At 49.5% G+C, this 15,779-nt stretch carries 8 protein-coding genes; all 8 read right to left on the bottom strand.

What is annotated here, in order from left to right; translation table 11 throughout:
- Positions 1-220: 220 nt before the first annotated feature.
- The gene (locus MXE39_RS03215) at positions 221-778 is read right to left on the bottom strand and encodes a hypothetical protein (RefSeq protein WP_246979013.1); all 558 of its coding nucleotides are present in this window, start codon (positions 776-778) and stop codon (positions 221-223) included.
- A 763-nt stretch (positions 779-1,541) separates the two neighbouring features.
- Positions 1,542-3,272 carry a SulP family inorganic anion transporter gene (locus MXE39_RS03210; protein WP_247073778.1) on the bottom strand — a complete coding sequence of 577 codons (1,731 nt, stop codon included), beginning with the start codon at positions 3,270-3,272 and terminating at the stop codon, positions 1,542-1,544.
- 1,533 nt (positions 3,273-4,805) lie between these two features.
- Complete coding sequence (gene nagA, locus MXE39_RS03205; protein ID WP_246979011.1) at positions 4,806-5,978, bottom strand: N-acetylglucosamine-6-phosphate deacetylase; 1,173 nt, start codon at positions 5,976-5,978, stop codon at positions 4,806-4,808.
- Between the two features lie 214 nt (positions 5,979-6,192).
- On the bottom strand, positions 6,193-6,813 hold the full coding sequence (locus tag MXE39_RS03200; RefSeq protein WP_246979010.1) for a carbohydrate-binding family 9-like protein: 621 nt from the start codon (positions 6,811-6,813) through the stop codon (positions 6,193-6,195).
- A gap of 1,235 nt (positions 6,814-8,048) precedes the next feature.
- On the bottom strand, positions 8,049-9,494 hold the full coding sequence (gene nagE, locus MXE39_RS03195; RefSeq protein ID WP_281503466.1) for an N-acetylglucosamine-specific PTS transporter subunit IIBC: 1,446 nt from the start codon (positions 9,492-9,494) through the stop codon (positions 8,049-8,051).
- Positions 9,495-11,384: 1,890 nt separating this feature from the next.
- A complete protein-coding gene (locus MXE39_RS03190) occupies positions 11,385-11,642 on the bottom strand; it encodes an HPr family phosphocarrier protein (protein ID WP_246978268.1) in 258 nt (85 codons plus the stop codon).
- 334 nt (positions 11,643-11,976) lie between these two features.
- Positions 11,977-13,692: a phosphoenolpyruvate--protein phosphotransferase gene (gene ptsP / locus MXE39_RS03185; protein WP_246978269.1), complete on the bottom strand. Its 1,716-nt coding sequence runs from the start codon at positions 13,690-13,692 to the stop codon at positions 11,977-11,979.
- 3 nt (positions 13,693-13,695) lie between these two features.
- Positions 13,696-14,202 (bottom strand): PTS glucose transporter subunit IIA, encoded by a 507-nt coding sequence (locus tag MXE39_RS03180; RefSeq protein WP_246978270.1) that lies wholly within the window; start codon positions 14,200-14,202, stop codon positions 13,696-13,698.
- Positions 14,203-15,779: the final 1,577 nt, after the last annotated feature.

Here is a 15,779-nt window from a genome sequence, read left to right as displayed (position 1 = left end):
GTAGAAGTTTTATAAAGAAGATACGATTTCGTGGAGGGAGTAATCACTACTTTATATATAAGGTAGGTCGTTTGGTTGCTATTAGCTAATATAAGTAGTGATTACTTGGAAGTGATGATTAGTGTGAGAGGGGAACCACCCCTACTCGATTTCAGGCATCTGCAGCATTCATGTGAAGCATGACTGAAGCTGTCATGTGCAAGATGCTTTATAAGCTGGTTTATACAATGCCAAGATCGTGCTTGAGATCCTTGATGGCGGCCTGCAGAGTAATGGACAGGGCGCGCAGATAGGCAATACGCTCAGGGTCAGAGTTTGGAGCCTCAATAATGATGGCATTTTTTAATGATGCCAGGTGAGCAAGTGAGCGCTTGTAGCAGAAGATTTTGGCGCGCATCAGACGACGTTCACGCTTCTTGCGGGCAATCTTGATACCCAGAAGACCGAGAATGGCAATAGGGGCTGCCAGCACAAAAATACCGGTTGTGGCGCCGCCGCCTACAATAGCGCCGGCAGTACTCAGAGCACTGGCAACACCGGCTGCGCTGACGCCAATAACGCTGCCGCTCAAATATAGAGCAGCAAAGCTCAGCGCACTTCCTGAGCCAATACCAAGTGCTGTTGCCAGAACCTCAGGCATGGATGAGGTATCAATGGTACGGCTCTTATTGCCCAGACCCTGGTCTATTTCAGCAATAACGTGTTCAACAGTCTTAAGTGCATTAACATTTTGAAAGAGCATGTCTTTCTTGCGGGTGATATAGGTTTTTCTGAGCATATGTACCCTCCTGACTGTGAACATGTGGTGTGCCCAAGGCACTGAAAAAGGAATATAACTGAGGTCATCATGTCTTATGCAGTTCTCTGGCTCAGGGGCAGGGTGGTTCAACCGACCTTCAACCTAACAGATGGTATTTGCTGCAGACATGGCTGTCCTTAACCCATGAACACGAAGATACACTAATCCTGGTGAACTTGAGATAGAACATCTGGACACAAAGTTATGGGGAAAAATGACCCGGAGCGGGCGTTTGAAAGGCGACAGGGCAGGAGCAGGGCAACAGATAATGCAAAAAGCTGAAATTGCCTGCAGCGGTGGCTTCAGACTGAACTACTGAGCCGGAAATAAGAGAACTGCCTTGCGCTGTATCTTATTAATCTTAACAAAGCTGATCCCCTGCAACAATAAGAAAAAGCTGCTGAGATGCAAAAAAATATATCACCTGTCAAGTGTGCCCATTAAACCTCTCAACCCCGCTGCCTGTGCAGTTGCTGATGCAGCATCAGGTGTACATGAAAGAGTCTGAAATGACAGACACTATGACATCAGCCTGAGCCAGCACCGGTACTGTGGTGCATCTTCGCTACATATTAGGATTATGGATTATGCCCAGTGGACTGTCCTGGTCAGGCACAAACAGAAAGGGGCGCAGCTGTAATTGAGCTGCGCCCCTTTCAATATTCAGTACTGCAGGAGCTGCCTGACCGTGGTTATGGTCTGAGCATTATGCAGTACTGCTGTGCAACAGATAATGACCTGCCTATACAGTGTCCTGATGCTTGCTGACAAAGTCAGGATCGGACATCAGTTTGGTAGCAAGCTTTAGGGCCTCATCGAAATTGGTAGTAAAGGCCACTTCCTTGTCACGGGACAGACCGGCGCGATAGAGCATATCCATTGGCTGCTTGCGCATGCCGGCAAAGATGATATAGCTGTGGTGCTGATGACAGATTTTCAGAATTTCCTCAATTGAGGCCTCACCTGAGGCATCAAGGTAAGGCATGAAGCGCATACGCAGAATCAGAATACGAGGAATGGTGATGAGGTTCTGCATGCGATCGCACAGCTCGCTTGCTACACCAAAGAACAGAGGTCCGTTAATCTGGAAAGCAGCTACACCCTCAGGAACCTCGACCTCATTGCGTACGGCGCGGGCTGAGGCAGCGGCATCGTCACCATCGCCATCATCAGCATCATACTGGGTAAGACGCATATGAGGCTGAATCTCGATGGACTTGGACATGTGGCGCATGAACAGCAGGGAGGCCAGAGTAACACCAATACCAATGGCTACAGTAAGGTCTACCAGAACAGTAAGACCAAAGGTCATAAAGAGAATGGTGCGGTCAGATGGTGATATACGGGAAATCTGCAGGAAGTGCTTAATATCACTCATGCCCCAGGCAACCATGAAGAGCACGGCTGCAAGTCCGGCCATAGGGATATAGGCCAGAATATCCATAATGGTATAGAGGAATACCAGCAGGAAAAGGGCATGGAAAATACCTGACATAGGAGTTTTACCACCAGACTTGATGTTGGTTGCTGTACGGGCAATAGCACCTGTAGCTGGCAGACCGCCGAAAAAGCCTGAAGCGATATTGGCAACACCCTGACCTACCAGCTCCTGGTTTAAGGAGTGCTTAGTACCGATCATGGAGTCGGCAACCACGGCAGAGAGCAGAGCTTCAATACCGGCAAGGAAAGCAATGGTAAAGGCTGAAGGAATCAGATCACGAACTTCCTCAAGGGTAAGGGCCGGCAGTGTAGGGACAGGCAGACCTGTAGGCATGTCCGGGAAGCGTGAGCCTATAGTCTCCACTGGCATGTTCATGACCCATGAGAGCAGAGATACCAGAGCGATGGAAACAAGGTAGGCCGGGATTTTGGCGCTGATCTTCTTACAGATCAGGATAATTGCCAGAGCCAGCAGTCCAAGGCCTACAGCATAAACTGAGGTGGTATTGAGATTGGTAAAGTAGGCCATCCATTTTTCGATGAATTCGGCCGGTACGTTATCAATCTCCATACCAAGGAAGTCCTTGACCTGAGATGAGGCAATAATTACGGCAATACCGGTAGTAAAGCCTGTAATTACCGGATAAGGAATATATTTGATGAGCTTGCCCATATGAGCATAGCCGGCAATGATAAGAATAATACCGGCCATTACCGATGCCACAATCAGACCATCAAGACCATAGCGGGCAATAACGTCAAAGATTACTACAACAAAAGCGCCGGTAGGGCCACCGATCTGTACACGTGATCCGCCCAGGAAAGAGATAAAAAAGCCTGCAACCACTGAAGTTACCAGACCTTTATCAGGTGAGGCACCTGAGGCTACGGCCATGGCCATGGCAAGCGGGAGGGCCACAATTGCTACTGTGAGACCTGCAATCATGTCAGAGCGCAGGGTGCTCAGTGAGTAGCCTTCTTTAAAGCACATAAACAGTGCCGGGATCAGACGATCGGAGTTTGGCTTTTGCATGGTGTTTGTCAAAAAGGTTTAATGCCCGGGGGCTCATACACAGGAAAATGCATAGTGCAGCATATTATGTCCGGTACCAGAATAAGACCACTTCAGGCGGACACGAAGGTGCTGTTATGCTCTTAATCCGGGATCCGCTCAGCAGCTCCCTGAAACTTGCAGCCTGAGCTGCAGCGCAGTTCCAGGTGCCTTGCTGCACGGGGCTGCAGCACAGTTCCAAGTGCCTTGCTGCACGGGGCTGCAGCACAGTTCCAAGTGCCTTGCTGCACGAAGCTGCAGCGCAGCTCCGGGTGCCTTGCTGCACGAAGCTGCAGCGCTGTTCCAGGTGCCTTGTTGCACGAAGCTGCAGCGCAGCTCCAAAGGATTTTGCGACCAGATGCTGCTGGGCAGGACCAGGTGCCTGATAAAGACTTATAAAAACCAAATGGGCAATGCACCAGCTGATTTCAGTGGTGACATAGTCATTGGCTAAAGGAAAGTCTTGAAGAGGCAGCCATACACAGTAATGGTGCCGGAGGAAATGACTGCTTAATGTGCAGGTCAGATCGGCTTTGCAGCTCAGAGGATCTTACCGTCAGGCGGGGCTGCGTTAAGTTTCAAATGGGGGTGAAAAGACGCAGGCAGCGGGTGAGGAAGTGTCAATTGCACAAAAAGATGAAACAGTCACTGCAAAGTGCAGGCAAATTATAGGGCGAACCCGACTGTGATTCAAGAAAAACCGATTGAACATCCCATAAATCAGCCACTCTCCCCAAATCGGTGATGTATCAATCACTGACAGACTGACAATGGGGTAATTTCGCTTTATAAATTATTATGTTGAAGCTGCCAAATCTGTACCCAGCACAGCTTACAGACATACAGAATGCTGGCTCCGAAGCTCTGGTTGGCGGTACTCATAGCAGGTATCGGACGCTGGTGTCCAGGCAGGGGCGTGCTGCTGTTCAGAGTCAGTCTAACGCTGCGATTCAATGTCAGTTTTTAACAATGGTGACTAAAGGCAGACTCAACGCTGTGGCAAATCATGTGTTCAACGGCAGTGTCTTAAGATGGGGGCAACGCTTGGGGTAATACAGGTGTTCAAATCATGTGTTCAATGGTGGGGGCAATGCTGGAGGAAACGCTTGGGGTAAAACAGGTGCTCAAATCATGTGTTCAATGGTGGGGGCAATGCTGGAGGAAACGCGTGGGGTAATACAGGTGTTCAAATCATGTGTTCAATGGTGGGGGCAATGCTGGAGGAAACGCTTGGGGTAATACAGGTGTTCAAATCATGTGTTCAACGGTGGGGGGCAATGCTGAGGAAACGCCGGGACAACGTTAGTTTTCAACATCAATATTCATTGCAGAGCTCAACGCTGATACAGGGCGCAGCTGGTCAACGCTGGTGTCTGACGCTGGTACTGGACAGTGTAGCCGGGGCGGTCCTGGATGCCCGGTCAGCTTAATGCGCGCTCAGGTCAATGCGGATCTTTGCATAAAAAAGGGCCGGTCTGTGACCGGCCCCTGGTTCAAAAAAGTATGCAAGGAAAATTAGAAGTCTTTGTGCAGCCACTTGCCACGTAAGAGAACGCCTCTGAGATTGAGTTCTCTGTCGAGAACCAGTAAGGAGGCAATCTTGCCAGGCTCGATGGAGCCATAGTTGTCCAGAACCTTAATGGAGCGGGCAGGGTTGTAGGAAGCGCAGCGTACTGCATCCTCAAGCGGGATACCCATCTTCAGGTGGGCAATCTTCATGCAGTCAAAGAGATTGGTGGCAGAGCCTGCGATGGTGCCGGAAGCCAGGGTAGCACGACGATCCTTTACAAATACCTTCTGACCACCCAGCTCATAGGTGCCGTCAGCAAGGCCTACAGCCATCATGGAGTCAGAAATAAAAATCATGCGCTCAGCGCCAAGCAGACGGAAAGCGTTACGTACGGCAGCTGGGTGAATGTGGATGCCGTCACAGATAATTTCGGCCTCACACCACAGGGCATCAGCTGCAGCAGCGATTGGGCCCGGATCACGGTGGTGGAGAGGTGGCATGGCGTTGTAAAGGTGAGTCAGGTGAGTTGCACCGCTGTTAATAGCCTCCTTGGCCAGATTGTAGTTGGCGGTGGTGTGAGCAATGGAGCACAGAACCTCATCCTTAACAGCCTTGATGGTATCCATGGCGTTCTCAACCTCTGGGGAGATTGCCATAAGCTTAATCTTGTTGCCGGATGCCTTGTTGCAGCGACGGAAGAACTCGGCATCAGGTAAGTGCAGATACTCAGGGTTCTGAGCGCCTACCTTGTCAGGAGAAAGGAAAGGACCTTCCATGTTTATGCCTACAACATCAGCAGCATCGTCCTTTAATGGATAGTCACGAACGTTTTCACAGGCCTTGACTATGTCAGCCTCTGGCATGGTCATGGTGGCTGGACAGATAGCGGTTACACCAACAGAAGCCTGGTACTTGGCAATGGCGTCCAGAGCCTCTTCTGTACCCTCCATAAGGTCATGACCCATGGAGCCGTGGAAGTGCGTGTCAAGCAGACCTGGAATAACCATCAGGCCCTTGAGATCGACCCAGTCATCAGTTGGGCAGGCGTTCTGGCAGCACTCTGGCAGCGGCTGGCCACCCTCGAGAATGCGTTGAATACGATCACCTTCGATCTTGATCTTGCTGTCAGGAGCAAAACGAAAATCTTTGGTATACATGGTGACATTATTAAGGATCATAGCAATCTCCATAGACAGAGTTTGGGGCTGGCCCATATGACCTGCCGCATCAGCTGCTTAACGTGCTCAGACAGCCTGATGATTTCTTGGCTGGCAGGGTCAAAATAAACTGGTTTTTTTTCAGCTGCAGGTATCAATTATGGTCAGCTTATTTACTGCAGCTGTACTGAACGGCTGGAATGGTCAACAGCTGCAGTGCTCAGTGCAGCTCCTGTCAGCCGGTTACACGGCACAGGGCGAAGTATTCGGGAAGATGGAAGTTGGGAGCAGGGACATCGACTCTGTTATAGGCAATGTAGTGCTCTGTTTCTCTGCTTTCAGAAATCTTGTACAGATTAAAGGCCCATACATGGTCAGGACTGAAAGCATCATAGTGAGCAAGTTCCCTGATCAGGTGACGTGGCACGGTAAGTTCAACTGACCAGCGGTCACTTTCGCGTTCGGCCCTGATCTTCAGGGAGGCTATCTGCTCAGGGGTAAAAGCCGTACGGTTTTTGCGGCTGTGGCCATGCTTTGCATAACAGATACCCTGAGAGTTGATTTCTATATTCAGATACAGACAGTGCTCAAGCTCAGGTTTGAAGTTCTGATCATGCTCATCATCAGGAAAAGCAAGGAACAGTTCTACTGCGCTGTCCTGACATACCATGAGCATTGGCTCCTGCTGGGTCATGGCTGTGGTCAGAGGATTTGACTCCAGGACCTCAAAACGGACTTTGAGTCCTTCGTCATCAAGGGACATATCCGCATGGGTCTGTGGTTTTACCGTACAGTTCCAGAGGTAATTTTCCAGAGCCAGTCTGTGACCAGGACCACCTGAAGGTAAGCAAAGCATGGGGTTACTCCATTTGCCGTCCGGACAGTGAGCAGCAGGGATAAACATCTGCTCCGTACAGTCGGTATTCCGGCTTGAGTGTGTGGATATTATAGCGCTTTTTGTGGCGATTTAGAAAAATTCTCCAAATTTTCTCAATAATTTTGTAAAAATGTGAAATAAAATTCCAAATCGCATAAATAAGCGGTAAAACAGAAGAATGTTCACGAACACAGCCCGCCCTGGATAAAAGAAAGAAAAAGGTGACCGGGGGAGATACTGTCAGGTGAAAAGTATTGAAACAGTGATGAAATAAGAGCGCAAAATGAGGAGGGCAGCCGGTGCAAAAGAGCGCCATTAACAGCATCAGGCAGCTCAAGGCGAGCCTGATTACTGTTTATTATGAGCCCGCATTGCATATCACTGTCGGGCTGTGCATTTGATTTTACTGATGGGGCTGATTAAGACAGCTGATACACCACTGCGTAGAAAATGGTGTGTGCCATCAGCACCATGGACCATGGTGCGCAGCATACAGGTAATACTCATGCCGCCAGACAACTGCCGTGAGCCGGTCAGGCATGACCAGTGCTGTCATGAGCGGGCGCTGACAACAGACAAGGGCATGAATATCTGATGAGGCTCAACATGCAGGATACAGGTCCATTGAGGTCTCAAAGCGCTTATGCGCTGACTGCTCGAAGTACAAATAAACTGCAGCTGGAAGCTGCAGTCGGGATACCTTTCATTGAAAGCTATCACTTTCCTGACGGAGGGCAAACACTGGTCCTCAGGTAGGGCACATTGGCCTTTGGATCGGGCACAGTGGATTTTGTGTCGACCAGGATGCATGCATTCATGCGTGCATTGCCATCGTGGCCGGTATGCCGGTCAGGCATGCATTACTGCATTGCCGTCGTGGCCAGTATGCCGGTCAGGCATGCATTACTGCATGGCCGCCATGGGCTGTATGAGTGCCTGTCAGGTTGTGGGGAAGCAAAGGTAAACTTTGCATCACCTTATGGCCACTTCAACTGCCGGCGCGGGCTAACCATAATGTCAGGGCAACGTGTCTGCCCTGGCATGCAATGCGCCAGGTGGACGTGCAGCAGGGCTGGCAGCCATGCTGGTCGTGAGTGCCGCTGAAGCTGTGGTTTTCAGGGGCCATATATGAAAAACGGTACCCTGAGGTACCGTTTTAAAAGACCGGCTCCGGCATAGCCGGAGCGGCCTGAATCGGGGATTCAGCAAGAGGCTTACTTGAGAAGCTTCTTTAACTCGTCTACTACAAACTGAACCTGTGTACCTACAATTACCTGTACGGTGGTGTCAGATGGGTGGAGAACGCCCTTGGCACCGGCTGACTTCAGGATTTCATCATTAACCTTGGAGCGGTCAACAATGTCACAGCGGATACGGGTAATGCAGTTATCAACAGAAGCGATGTTTTCCTTGCCGCCCAGACCCTCAAGAACCTTCTCAGCGTAGGCAACGAAAGCAGAGTCACCCTTTAGGTCGGTGGTAACTGGAGTGTCGTCATCTTCACGACCTGGGGTCTTGAAGTTAAACTTGACGATGGCAATACGGAATACCAGGTAGTAAACAACAGCGGTAACCAGACCTACTACAATGATCAGCCATGGGTTCTGAGCCAGTGGAGTCTGAGAGGAGAAGAACAGGTCAAGGAAACCGGCGGAGAAAGAGAAGCCTGCACGGATTGGCAGCATTACGGTAATGGCGGCGGTAATACCGGTCATTACAGCGTAAAGCACGTAGAGGCCTGGGGCCAGGAACATGAAGGCGAACTCTAAAGGCTCGGTAACGCCAGTAAAGAAGGAACAGAAAGCAGCGGATGCCAGTAAGCCTAAAACGGCCTTCTTGCGCTCTGGACGGGCGCACTGGTACATGGCGAAAGCGGCAGCTGGCAGACCGAACATCATGACTGGGAAGAAGCCGGTCATGTACATACCGGTTACACCATACTCACCGGTACCGGACCAGAACTTGGTCAGGTCGGAGATGCCGGCTACGTCGAACCAGAATACTGCGTTCAGAGCGTGGTGCATGCCGATAGGGATTAATAAACGGTTTAAGAAAGCGTAGATACCGGCACCTACAGCACCAAGGGAAATGATGGACTCGCCAAGCAGAACCAGTGCATTGTAGATGAGAGGCCATACGAAGAAGAGGATGGCGGCCAGTACGATGGATACCAGAGCGGTAACGATAGCTACGGAACGCTTGCCAGAGAAGAAGGCAAGGAAGTCAGGCAGCTTGGTGCCGCTGAAGCGGTTATAACAGGTAGCACCCACAATACCGGACATAATACCGATAAACTGGTTATTTACCTTGTTAAAGGCAGCATCAACTTCACCACCTGTCAGTACACCTACGAAGCCAGGGCTTAACAGAGTCTGAATAACGAACCAGGCAACGATACCGGCAAGAGCTGGGGTACCGTCCTGCTCCTTGGCCATGCCTACAGCAACACCGATGGCAAAGAGCACTGACATATTGTCGATAATGGCAGCGCCGGCCTTAACGAAGAAAGTACCGAGAATTAAGACAGCTGAGGACTCGGCATCACCACCTTGCATGGTGGTAGGAGCCAGCAGATAACCTAAACCCATGAGAATGCCTGCTACAGGCAAACATGCGACAGGCAGCATCAGGGATTTGCCGAGTCGCTGAAGATATTTCATCATAGCGCGTTCATCCAACCAAAAGTGACATCCGAAAGCAGGGAGCTGTATTAGCTTTACTGCAGTACGGGTCCGGCCTTTTCCGGGAGGTCAGAAAATCAGAGCTGTCCTGAAGGGCAGGATTGATGTGTTCTGGCATCGGAAGTGCGCAGACGGGCATAATTTCAGAGGGTATCAGAGTAAGGCTGATATGCTCCGGCTGCACGAACAGCCCTGACCATACACGGCCTGCTCTTCTTTTGATGTCATTACCCTTTCTGAAAACCTGGAAGCATGTGAGATCTGATCTTTTAACCCGTGCCACTGGCAGACAGAACACGGCCTGATGACAGGTCTTGCTTGCTGGCAGACCACGTGTCAGGCAAAAAGAGCAGGTCTCAAATTGAGACTCTCTTTATAAGCATGTGACAACTGACAACTATCTGCAGGCTCTCTCAGGCCCATGACTTCGTAATGAAAATCAAGGTATTTAAATGGGACAAAGCCGATGTATGTGCCTGTGTTTACGTTTTCACGAACCCTGCAAATAAAAGGCAGCCCTGCTCAAAGCCAGGTGTGCCCCTGTACTGGAAATCTGAGAGCTTTCAGCTTCAGAGCTTTTCCTGTGAGTGTTTTGGGCGCATTGACAGCACCCTATCCACGTAAGTTGATTATCTAATAGCTGTGACCATGGGGCAAAACTTATGCTTTGAAAGTGTGCTCTACAGCACAAATTGAAATAAGTTTTCACAGCGGTAATATGCAGATCACAAAAAAGAATTTTTTTCATATTGATGCTACGTATGTAGCTCAGATCAAAAGGTTCCAAAAATCCCATAATAATGCGGAAATATTTATAAAACAGCCATAATACGGTCAAAAACGACCGACAGGAAATACCATAACAGTATGCCAGGACGGCATCGCACCAGTCACTCCATGAAATAAAGTTTCATCACTAGAATCGTCTCAAAAACGGCTGTTTTATACGCTTTTTCGGCTGCTAATCAGCGTAAATGCAGCTTGCTTCAGCCATGCCATGTAAAGATTTGCTCTTAACACGCTCTACATGAGTAATATCTATCATATGGCTGCCTTAAAGCACGCATTGAATTAACTTACAAAGCGAAATGTATAAATGATATGGCCTGGCAGCTGCCATCCCTCATGGCCAGAAGCGGTTCAGACATGGCCTGTGCGACGTGCCCGAAATAGCGCTATGGACACAGTCCACATCATTTGTCAGCTCTGTTGATGCAGCTGACTGTTACTTGCTCCTGAGCATGGGGCCTTGCTCAGCCCAAATCCATCCTCTTTGCCTTCCATAGTCCTGACCAGCAGGCATTCCGCAGTTCTGGCCTCCACAAGGGCAGATGCTGAGCTGTATGTCTTCGCCAAGGATAGCCAGCAGCTAAAAGCTCTGGTGATTGCAAACGACATTCGGCTTTTCATTTCAATGGCATAAGATCTTTAGCTGCATGACATGAAGCTCATGGATAGCGGGTAAGAAAGGGGACATTATAGGCTTCAGGGATAGCAGGAACAGAAAGGGCGGACGGGACAGCTGGGACAGAAAACACAGGGGATGTGCTGGGGGATGGACTATTAGTAGCGTAAAGTAGTGGAGCTCAGTCTGGGGATAAGAATGGCGTATCTGTAAGTGCGATGGTCAGTGCTTACGCCAGTATATGATGCAATGCTGATGGGGGCGAGCATCTGACAGGCAGTAGTGGGTGAGGGCGGTTATGTGGATGTTTATAATTTACAGATTATTTTATAAAGTATCGGTGCAGGAAAACTGTAATTCTATATGGTCATAAAATACAGAAGCGGGCTGCCCGCAGGGCAGTCCGCTTCCGTATAATCTTTTCTCAGGTAACTGAGAGCCCACAGGGCGTAAAAGATGAAGAACTAGAGGTTCTCCTTTAAGAACTGCTCGGTAGCAGATGCAGCCTGCTCTTCATCTTCACCTTCAAACTGCAGCACCATGGTGTCACCCTGCTGCATGGCCAGCTTCATAACAGCCAGAAGACGCTTGCCGTCGATGAGCTCGCCTTCCTTGCCAAGCTGACAGGCAGACTTGAAGCCTGAAACCAGCTTAACCAGCTGACCGGCTGGACGGGCGTGAATACCACGTGGATCGGTGATTACATACTCAATTTTCTTCATAGAACTTAGTCATCCTGAAGCATGATGCGGCCCATCATAGTGTCATGAAGCCTGTCAGTGCTTAACAGCAGTAGTGCTGTTTTCCTGGCGGCTGCTTTACAGCATGATGCAGCAATTTGAATCAGGACGCTCCTCCTGAAAAGTAAATAAGAAATGCCTTAGCATCCCAGGCAGATACTGTCCTGTCTATGGAGTTTGCGGTACAGATCCTGTCTGAGCTTGTTTTGGACGTATGTTTTCCAAATGCAGCTGTTTGCTTATAGCTCATGGTGCTTTGGACCATGGAGGCATAATGCAACGGATGTGTCCGGCTGCAAATTAACCTGACTGCAGATCAGATGCGGCTGACCTTGTCAAAGCTGGTACGGCTGTTCTTAAGTTCGTTCTTGCAGACAGCCTTTGAGTTGCGTACACGCTCACGAAGAGCAAGTACGGCACCTGGGGACACTGATAGCTCATCATAGCCCATTTCAATGAACAGATCGGTAAGCTCAGGGTCGGCAGCCAGCTCGCCACAGATACCGGCTGGAATGCCGGCCTTATGAGCGTTAACAGCAATGATACGCAATAACTCCAGTACAGCTTCATGATGAGGATCATAAAAGTCACCCAGATCCTGATTCTGACGGTCACAGGCTGTAGTGTACTGGTTGAGATCATTGGTTCCTACGGAGAAAAAGTCGACATGCTGAGCCAGGGATTCAGAGAGAATGGCTGCAGCTGGAGTCTCGATCATGACGCCCATCTTAGGTACTGAATATTCAGTTCCGGCGGCCTTAAGCTCATTTTCCACTTCTGTGCACAGAGCACGTGTCTGCTCTACTTCCTTTAGTCTGGTAACCATTGGAAGCATCATGGCAATGTTGCCACGGGCAGCAGCGCGGTAAATTGCACGCAGCTGAGTCTTGAACAGCTCAGGACGGGTAAGACAGATGCGCAGTGCTCTCATGCCCAGAGCAGGATTATCCTCCTCCGGCAGATTGAAGTAGCCTACCTTCTTGTCAGCGCCAATATCCATGGTGCGGATAATGACCAGACGACCGTTCATGGTAGAGGCTACCTTGGCATAGGCACGGTACTGCTCTTCCTCATCAGGCGGGGTGGTGCGGCCCAGATAGAGGAACTCGGAGCGGAACAGGCCAATGCCCTCACCGTCATTTTCCAGTACCTGTTCAACATCATCAGGCTGACCGATGTTGGCAAAGGTGTGGACACGGTGACCATCAGGAGTTACACCTGGCAGACCGCGCAGAGCCAGCTGACGCATGCGCTGCTGCTCAAATACATCTTTGTCCTGCTTGAGCTTTTCAAGGGTGGCTTCATCAGGATCAATATAGAACACGCCCTTAACAGCATTGAGAGCAATGTTGTGGCCATTAAGATCCATGGCCGGCTCACCATTACCGGCAGCACGTCCTTCGCCCTCAAGAGCTGCAGGCAGAGTGCTGTGAATGATGAGAGGGATGTTCATGGTGCGGGCCAGGATTGAGGCATGCGAGTTCTGGGTGCCCTTGCGCAGGACAAAGCCCAGAATCCTGGAGCGATCCATGGCCACGGTCTGAGATGGCTGGAGATCATCGGCGATGATAACGCAGCTTTCAGTCAGAGTAACTGACTGACCGCCTCGCAGAATGCGGGCCAGACGGCCGGTTACATCTCTGATGTCAGCTGAGCGCTCTTTCATGTAGTCATCATCAAGAGCCTCGAATGCCTGAGCCTGCTCTTCGCCTACATCAATACATGCCTGAGCTGCAGAAATTCCGCCTTTGCCAATGGCATCACGGATATTGTCCACAATATCCGGGTCTTCAAGCATCATGCGGTGAATTTCAAAAATTTCTGCCTGCTCATCACCAATTTCCTGGCGGGCCTTTTCAATAAGGCCGTCAAGCTCAATCTGAGCCTTGTTTAGAGCAAGATCAAAACGGGCCAGCTCTTTGTCAGCCGGCTGGATGGTGTCCTGAGCGGCAGCAGCCTGCTCAGACTTGATGTGCAGAATTTTGCCGAAAGTTATACCGGCGCAGGCGCAACGGCCGCTTCCCTGATACATGAACTACTGCTCCAGTGGCTGTACAGTGCAGATCTGGTCGCCAACAGCAACCTTGCCTGGCTGTGCGAAAGTTACATCTTTGAAATCAGAGGCATTACAGATAACTACAGGAATAAGGTTGGACAGGCCTGCATTGGCGATGATCTGCTGATCAAACTTGATTAATGGCTGACCGGCCTTGACCTCGTCGTCATCCTTTACAAAAGCCTGGAAGCCCTCACCCTTGAGGTCAACAGTGTTGATGCCGATATGAATAAGCAGCTCAACCTTGTCTTTAGAGGTAATGGTTACGGCATGAGCAGTTTTGAAAATCTGAGTAATGACGCCATCACATGGAGCGTAGACGGTGCCGTCCTCACCTGGGCGGAAAGCTGCGGTAGGGCCAAGAACACACTCGGCAAAGGTAGGGTCCGGAACTTCACTGAGCTCGATAATGTCGCCATTAACAGGGGACTTGATTACGATCTCCTCGGCCTTCTTGCCGCCGAATAACTTATCAAATAAACCCATTCGTAACTCCTGAAATCCTTCTTGTGCTGCACAGAGCCTGAACCATGGAATAGTTGCGCTGTTGTCATGTCTCTGTCAGGACGGCCATGTACAGAAGAGCTTCTGCACATGAATAAATGGTTCAGCATTCTGAACCGGTGTGAATACACAGACTGTCCAGTCCATAAGACATAACCAGACGCAAGTTTAATGAGAACAGAACCGATCTGTTAAGACCGATCCTTTCCCAGCCGAAGAACACTGAGGGGCTTTGCCATCAGCACAGGCGGCAGCTGCACCAAAAAACAATGTGTCATAACCCGTTACGCGGTTTTAACAAACCGTGCCGGGTGCCGGCACTGCAATTACCAACGCAAAATCCATAAAACAGCCCGGTAAAACGCTTACATGACTGTTTGCTCTATCGGCATGTCTGGCATGCCTGAAATTTAATTAATTAATTAGACAGAGATGAATAAGGAAAGTTGCGTAAAGCTGTCTGCAGGGGCATAAAAGTGGAGAGAAAACTGTACGATGCTGCCTGCTGGAATATGGTCTGACCCGTCAGTAATGACCGGAGAATCTACAGAGAATTAATGCATACCAGTGAAAAGCTGCGTCATACCGAAGCTTCTGTTGCTGCCAGGGGCATGTATCCGAGAGCAGGCACAATACAGAAGCTATCATTGATATATTGCGCCTAATGCAAAGAAAAATCACCAGCCAAAACAAAATAGCGTTAGCTGTATCACCAAAATAACCGCAAAAAGGTGAATGCACGGAAATACATTTCAGCCTGACAGCAGCTGTCGATGAGCCTTGCTCTCATCATTAACCATGCATCATGAACCATGAACCATGAACAACGAACCATGCATCATGCATCATGAACCACGTTGGGGGCAGTTCCATGGAATCTGGCCCTCGGCCTTTGGCACATGAACTATGCCCATGGTCCCGGCTCATAGCCAATGGCCCGTGAAACATGCCACTGTCAGCAGTGGCATTCAACATATCCTTGAGCCCATAGCACATGGCACACGTGCGTCAGCAGTGTATGCTCAGCACTTCAGTGTTGCTCTGCCTGCCTTTATGTCTGCCTTTCTGTCTGATAGCTTCTTACTGTTCCAGAGCATTTACTCCCTGCAGCTATGGTGTCTGGTGCATGTTTTGTCCAAGCATTAGTCTGTGATCGCAAAAGTGCACGTGAACAGCTCTGTCTGCTCATTCTGCTGTGACGTGTTTTAGTGCACTGGTTTAGGGCAGAATGCCAGCTTAAACATTTATAACGATTATGAATATAAATCTGTTCCAGTCACTTTGTATGTTTTATTGGGCAGCCATTAAATGACAATCTATGAACTGTATTATTTACGGTAAAAGGCTCGATGCATGTGCAGGCAGAGAAATATCTGACAAAATTATCCTTACGCTTTGGTGGGTTATGTATGTAAGTTGAACCAAAAATGAGCAAAATGTATCAGTTGCAAGGGGCTAACCAAAAAATAATACAGAGCTCATGAGGGCAAAACTGATGGCAAAGAACGTAGTATTACAAGCGTTTACGGAGGTGCCAATAAAGCACTAAAAGCTGAAAT

The organism is Anaerobiospirillum sp. NML120511 (genome assembly GCF_023050955.1).
GTDB lineage: Bacteria > Pseudomonadota > Gammaproteobacteria > Enterobacterales > Succinivibrionaceae > Anaerobiospirillum.
Note: the sequence above shows the minus strand (reverse complement) of the source record. Positions and strands in the feature narration are given on the sequence as shown.

What these genes read in the sequence shown, in the direction of transcription:
- MXE39_RS03215 (WP_246979013.1), bottom strand. Translation starts at nt 778, where the DNA reads ATGCTCAGAAAAACCTATATCACCCGCAAGAAAGACATGCTCTTTCAA.
- MXE39_RS03180 (WP_246978270.1), bottom strand. Translation starts at nt 14,202, where the DNA reads ATGGGTTTATTTGATAAGTTATTCGGCGGCAAGAAGGCCGAGGAGATC.
- MXE39_RS03190 (WP_246978268.1), bottom strand. Translation starts at nt 11,642, where the DNA reads ATGAAGAAAATTGAGTATGTAATCACCGATCCACGTGGTATTCACGCC.
- nagA (WP_246979011.1), bottom strand. Translation starts at nt 5,978, where the DNA reads ATGATCCTTAATAATGTCACCATGTATACCAAAGATTTTCGTTTTGCT.
- nagE (WP_281503466.1), bottom strand. Translation starts at nt 9,494, where the DNA reads ATGAAATATCTTCAGCGACTCGGCAAATCCCTGATGCTGCCTGTCGCA.
- MXE39_RS03210 (WP_247073778.1), bottom strand. Translation starts at nt 3,272, where the DNA reads ATGCAAAAGCCAAACTCCGATCGTCTGATCCCGGCACTGTTTATGTGC.
- MXE39_RS03200 (WP_246979010.1), bottom strand. Translation starts at nt 6,813, where the DNA reads ATGCTTTGCTTACCTTCAGGTGGTCCTGGTCACAGACTGGCTCTGGAA.
- ptsP (WP_246978269.1), bottom strand. Translation starts at nt 13,692, where the DNA reads ATGTATCAGGGAAGCGGCCGTTGCGCCTGCGCCGGTATAACTTTCGGC.